The organism is Marinobacter sp. (assembly GCF_041686475.1).
Classification (GTDB): domain Bacteria; phylum Pseudomonadota; class Gammaproteobacteria; order Pseudomonadales; family Oleiphilaceae; genus Marinobacter.
The window spans coordinates 1-5,673 of the sequence record NZ_JAWLDU010000101.1; the positions used below are offsets into that span (position 1 = coordinate 1).

Below are 5,673 nucleotides of genomic sequence, written 5' to 3' on the forward strand. Positions count from 1 at the left end.
GACAAGAAAATCATCCAGCGCATCTGTGAACCCGAGCGCCAGATCATTTTCCGCGTACCCTGGCAGGACGACAGCGGCGAGATCCACATCAACCGCGCCTTCCGCGTGGAGTTCAACAGCGCCCTGGGACCCTACAAGGGCGGTATGCGCTTCCACCCGTCGGTCTATCTCGGCATTATCAAGTTCCTGGGCTTCGAGCAGATCTTCAAGAATGCCCTCACCGGCCTGCCCATCGGCGGCGGCAAAGGCGGCAGCGACTTCGACCCGAAAGGCCGGTCCGATGACGAGATCATGCGTTTCTGCCAGAGCCTGATGACGGAGCTGTATCGCCACCTGGGCCAGTACACAGACGTTCCGGCCGGCGACATTGGCGTGGGCGGCCGCGAAATCGGCTATCTTTTCGGCCAGTACAAGCGCATCACCAACCGTTACGAATCCGGTGTATTCACCGGCAAGGGCCTGGAGTGGGGCGGCAGCTGTGCACGCACCGAAGCCACGGGTTACGGCACCGTATTTTTCACTCATGAAATGCTCAAGGCCCGCGGTGATTCCCTCGACGGCAAAACCGTGGTGGTGTCCGGCTCCGGCAACGTCGCCATCTACGCCATTGAAAAAGCCCACGAACTGGGCGCCAGGGTCATTGCCTGCTCCGATTCCGGCGGCATGATCGTGCACGAAAAGGGCATCGACCTGCAGACACTGAGGCGCCTGAAGGAAGTGGAGCGTCGACGTATCAGCGCCTACACTGAATTCCATAAGGACGCCAGATACGTGGAAGGCGGCAACATCTGGACCGTGCCCTGTGACGTTGCCCTGCCGTGCGCCACCCAGAACGAGCTTAATGGCAAAGACGCCAAGACCCTGGTTGAAAACGGCTGCATTGCAGTTGCCGAAGGCGCCAACATGCCCACGACGCCCGAAGGCATCGACATCTTCCAGAATGCCAGGCTGGCCTATGGCCCGGGCAAGGCTGCCAATGCCGGCGGTGTCGCCACCTCCGCTCTGGAAATGCAACAGAACGCCAGCCGCGATCGCTGGACCTTTGACTACACCCAGAAGCGGCTTGAGGAAATCATGACCGACATCCACAAGAACTGTTACGAAACCGCCGCCGAGTTCGGCTCTGAAGGCAACTACGTACTGGGTGCCAATGTCAGTGGTTTCCTGCGGGTTGCCAGGGCAATGACCGCCATGGGCGTGATCTGATCCGGCCATGGCCAGCGACGAACCTCTCCAGCCTGCAGGTCGGGTGTCCACCGGACTGACCGGGCTGGACGAGGTTCTGGATGGCCTGCGTATCGGCGATAACGTGGTCTGGAGGATTTCCGACCTCGACGATTATCGCCGGTTTGTCCGCCCCTTCCTGGATGCCGCCGCAGATTCCGGCCGGCAGATCATCTATCTTCGCTTTGGCGAACATCCACCCATCATCGAACAGCACCCCGCCGTTCGCACCATCGACATCGACGCCCTTGGGGGCTTCGAGAGCTTTACCAGCCGGGTATGGCACCTGATAGCGCAACATGGCCCTGGCGCCTTTTACGTATGTGACAGCCTCAGTGAACTGCTCAACGCCTGGGCCACCGACGCCATGGTGGGCAACTTCTTCCGGGTGGTCTGCCCGTTTCTGTTCGAACTGGACACCGTGGCCTGGTTTGCCCTGCATCCGGACCGGCACTCCCGCATGACCCTGGATCGCATCCGCGAAACCACCCAGGTGATGATCGATGTGCAACGTCATGGCGACAATGTCCAGATTCACCCCATCAAGGCATGGCGCCGGCAATCCCCTACCATGTTCCTGCCCCACCGGGAACACCAGGGCAGGTTCGAGCCGATTACCGACAGCAGCGACGCTACGCGCCTGCAGGCCAGCCTGGAACGTGAACACCTGCACCGCCAGCCGCTGCTGGATTACTGGGACCGACTGTTCCAGGAAGCCAGCCGGGCCCTGTCCGAACATGACACTGACTGCATTGACGACCTGCAGGAGCAGGTATTGCAGGTGCTGATCAGCCGTGACCCACAGATTCTGGCCCTGGCACGGGAATACCTCTCTTTGGAAGACCTGCTCGGCATCTTCAGCCGGCTGGTGGGCAGCGGTTACATCGGCGGCAAAGCGACCGGCATGCTGATAGCCCGGAATATCCTGCTGAAGAAGGCGCCGGACCTTTGGCAGCGGCACCTGGAACCCCACGATTCCAGCTATCTCGGCACCGATGCCTACTACGCCTTTCTGGTGCATAACGGGCTGTGGCCGGCAATCATGCGCCAGCGTTCGGAAGCCGGCTATCTCACAGAGGCTCCGGCCTTGAGAGAGGGGATTCTTTCCGGCTGTTTCCCCGGTGAAATCCGTGTCGAGCTGGAACGGCTGCTGGATCATTACGGCCAGTATCCCATTCTGGTGCGTTCATCCAGCCTGCAGGAAGACGGGTTCGGCAATGCCTTCGCCGGCAAGTACGAGAGCGTGTTCCTGGTCAACCAGGGTGCGCCGGAGCAACGTCTGGCGGATCTGGAAGATGCCGTTCGCAAGGTTTACGCCTCATCCATGAGTGAGGACGCGCTGCATTACCGCAGGCAACGGGGGCTGGACCAGCGGGAAGAGCCCATGGCTTTGCTGATCCAGCGGGTCAACGGTCGTTTCCATGGCCGTTACTACCTGCCGGACGCTGCCGGCGTGGGCGTCTCCCGCAACACCTTTGCCTGGGACAGCACCATGGACCCGAAAGCCGGCATGGTACGACTGGTTATGGGGCTGGGTACCCGCGCGGTGGACCGTATTGAAGGAGACCATGCCTGCGTGATGGCCCTGGACCAGCCTGGCCGCCAGCCCTTCCGCAACCAGGATGAATCCTACCGGTTCTCCCAGCACCTGGTGGATCTGCTGGACCTTCAGGATGGCGTGCTGGACACCCGTCCGCTCAGCCAGGTGCTGGAAAACACCACCGGTCTGGCCATGGATCACCTGGCCGAGATAGACCGATCGGCAACCGACCGTGCCGAACAGATCGGGCTTGAGGGCCCCGTCTGGCGGCTGACGTTCCGGCCATTGGTAAAGCGGGGGGCTTTCATCACGCGGCTGGCAGGCATGCTGCAGACACTGGAGGCCGGCTACCGACATCCGGTGGAGGTGGAATTCACCCTCCACCTGGACGAACAGGGCGACCCCTCTTTCAACCTGGTGCAATGCCGGCCCCTCGCCACCGTTGGCGAATCCGGCCCGGTAACCGTCCCGGACAGTGTGGCTGAGAACAGGGTTCTGTTCCGTACCGCAGGCCACTTTATGGGAGGCAATATCAACCTGGTCATCCAGCGGGTGATTCGCGTGGATGCGGGGATATACGCTGGCCTCGACACCAATGAACGCTATGAGGTCGCGCTGCTGGTGGGCGCGCAGGTCAGATCCTCCACCACCCCGACACTGCTGATCGGCCCGGGCCGATGGGGCACCAGTAGCCCGGAGCTAGGCGTTCCCGTGCGCTTTTCAGACATTGCCGGTGTGGCAGCCCTGGTGGAAGTATCCGAGAACGCGGGCCATATGGTGCCGGACCTGTCCTATGGCTCGCACTTTTTCCAGGACCTGGTGGAAACCGGTATTGCCTACGCAGCCCTGTTCCCGGAAAGCCGTCACTGCCAGTATTATCCGCAACACCTGCCACAGGAACCCGCCCGGGCAACACAATCGTCAGCGCACCTGGCAGCCGTCCGGGTGCATGACCTCACCCATCGCCCGCTGCAGTTGCGGGGCGACATTGTCCGCCAGCAACTGATCTGCTACTTCCCGGATTGATTCGCGACAATCCCACGTATATTTTCCCACCGAATTCCCTCACCTGCTGCTAGAATCGCGCCCATGGAATGGCTTACCCACTCACAGACCGGCTTTCAGCAGGCTGCCCGTTATCTACTGGGCATGCGACTGACCATTGTGGTTATTCAGCTGATTGCAATCGCCGTGGCGGAAACCATGGTCACCCTTGCGTATCGCGCGGAGGCCCTGATTCTGTGCCTGGCCTACGCCGTTGCGGCAACCCTTGGCTGGCTCTGGTTTACCCGGCGCCCACCGAAATCCGCGGCGGCCGTCAGCCTGATTCTGATAACCGATCTTGTGCTGATCGGGGCGTGGCTTTATCTGACCGGCGGTTACACCAATCCCCTGGTCTCGGTGCTGTTGTTGCCCATTTCCGTTGCCATTATCCTGGTGCCGCTGCGCCAGAGCATCGGCGTCACCATGGCCGGGGTGGCCATTTATACCGTGCTGGTGATCTGGCACATGCCAGTCACCACAGAGCATCACGGCGCCAACCTGGCACAATTGCACCTGGTGGGCATGTGGGTGGCTTTTGCCATCACCGCAACCATCCTGCTACTTGTTGTTGGTGCGCTCGCCCGCCGCCTGCGCCAGCAACAGGCTCAACTGGCAGACATAAGGGAGAACCGGCTGCGGGATGAGCAGATCATTGCGCTGGGCCTCTCGGCAGCGGCTGTCGCACATCGCCTGGGGACACCACTGAACACTCTGACGCTGCTGGTCGGGGAAGTGAAATCTGCGGTGCCCGCCAGTGATCAGATCACCGACGACCTGGCGCTGATGGAAAGCCAGCTTGAACTGTGCAGCAATCATCTACGCCAGTTGTCCACGGCCGCCATGCAAGCCAGGGCAGCGCAACTGGAAACACTGCCGCTACAATTCTGGATGATGCGCCTGAGGGAATCCGCTACTTTGCTGTGGCCATCAGCTCCGATTCACTGGCAGGCGCCGTTCCCGGACTGTTCTGTTGCGGTGGACGCCACCCTTGACCAGGCCGTTCTGAACCTTCTGGCTAACGCACTCACCGCCAGTCCGGAGTGGGTTTCTGTTTGTGCCCGAAGATCCGAAAACAAAAGGATAGAAATCATTGTGGAAGACAAGGGTGATGGACGAGAGATGGCGCTGCAGGGCTCTGCCGGCGACAGCGTGGTGAGCTCGGAGAAGGGCCTTGGTGTCGGCCTGTTTCTTTCCAACGCTACCATCCAGCGCCTCGGCGGCACACTGAAGGCCAGCGCAGATGGACACGGCACCACCATGATCATCGAATTGCCCTTGGCCGGACCTGAAAATGCCGTAAGCGGGGGGGCCGGATGAGCGAACAGCCAGTGTGGTTGCTGATCGACGATGACGAAGCCTTTCTGCATGTGCTGCAGCGCTCTCTCGGTCGACAGGACATAGACACAGTCTGTGCTGGTAACCACAACGACGCCCGCATTGCACTCGGGTCCCGTGCCTTCCAGCGGTGCGTGCTTGACCTCAACCTGGCCGGTGAGAGCGGTCTGCAGCTGTTGCCGGAACTGCTCTCACTCCAGCCCGATCTTGAAGTGCTGGTATTGACCGGTTACGGGAGCATCGCCACGGCAGTTGAAGCCATGCGCCGGGGAGCTATCAACTACCTCTGCAAACCGGTTACCCTGAACCAGCTCATTGCGGGTTTCGAGGCTCTGGACAGCCAACCGGATCTGCGCAGGGAACCGCCGTCAGTGGAAGAAATGGAGCGAGAGCACATACAACGGGTCCTGAACGAGCACAACGGCAACGTGTCTTCTACAGCCAGAGCCCTGAACATGCACCGAAGAACGCTGCAGCGGAAACTGCAGAAACATTCCCACTGGCGAAACTGACTGGAACCTATGCCCAGA

4 protein-coding genes are annotated in these 5,673 nt (G+C 60.8%); all 4 read left to right on the plus strand.

Translation table 11 applies throughout. From position 1 onward, the window contains the following. Nucleotides 1-1,206, plus strand: a 1,206-nt coding sequence (gene gdhA, locus ACESMB_RS14390) for an NADP-specific glutamate dehydrogenase (RefSeq protein WP_372971921.1), incomplete at its 5' end; no start/stop codon positions are given. A gap of 7 nt (nt 1,207-1,213) precedes the next feature. Next, nucleotides 1,214-3,790 carry a PEP/pyruvate-binding domain-containing protein gene (locus ACESMB_RS14395; protein WP_372971922.1) on the plus strand — a complete coding sequence of 859 codons (2,577 nt, stop codon included), beginning with the start codon at nt 1,214-1,216 and terminating at the stop codon, nt 3,788-3,790. Nucleotides 3,791-3,853: 63 nt separating this feature from the next. Further along, nucleotides 3,854-5,125: a sensor histidine kinase gene (locus ACESMB_RS14400; RefSeq protein WP_372927480.1), complete on the plus strand. Its 1,272-nt coding sequence runs from the start codon at nt 3,854-3,856 to the stop codon at nt 5,123-5,125. Then, on the plus strand, nt 5,122-5,655 hold the full coding sequence (locus tag ACESMB_RS14405) for a response regulator transcription factor (protein WP_372927481.1): 534 nt from the start codon (nt 5,122-5,124) through the stop codon (nt 5,653-5,655). Before ACESMB_RS14400 ends, ACESMB_RS14405 begins: the two co-directional genes overlap by 4 nt. Nucleotides 5,656-5,673 lie beyond the last annotated feature (18 nt).

What these genes read in the sequence shown, in the direction of transcription:
- ACESMB_RS14400 (WP_372927480.1), top strand. Translation starts at nt 3,854, where the DNA reads ATGGAATGGCTTACCCACTCACAGACCGGCTTTCAGCAGGCTGCCCGT.
- ACESMB_RS14405 (WP_372927481.1), top strand. Translation starts at nt 5,122, where the DNA reads ATGAGCGAACAGCCAGTGTGGTTGCTGATCGACGATGACGAAGCCTTT.
- ACESMB_RS14395 (WP_372971922.1), top strand. Translation starts at nt 1,214, where the DNA reads ATGGCCAGCGACGAACCTCTCCAGCCTGCAGGTCGGGTGTCCACCGGA.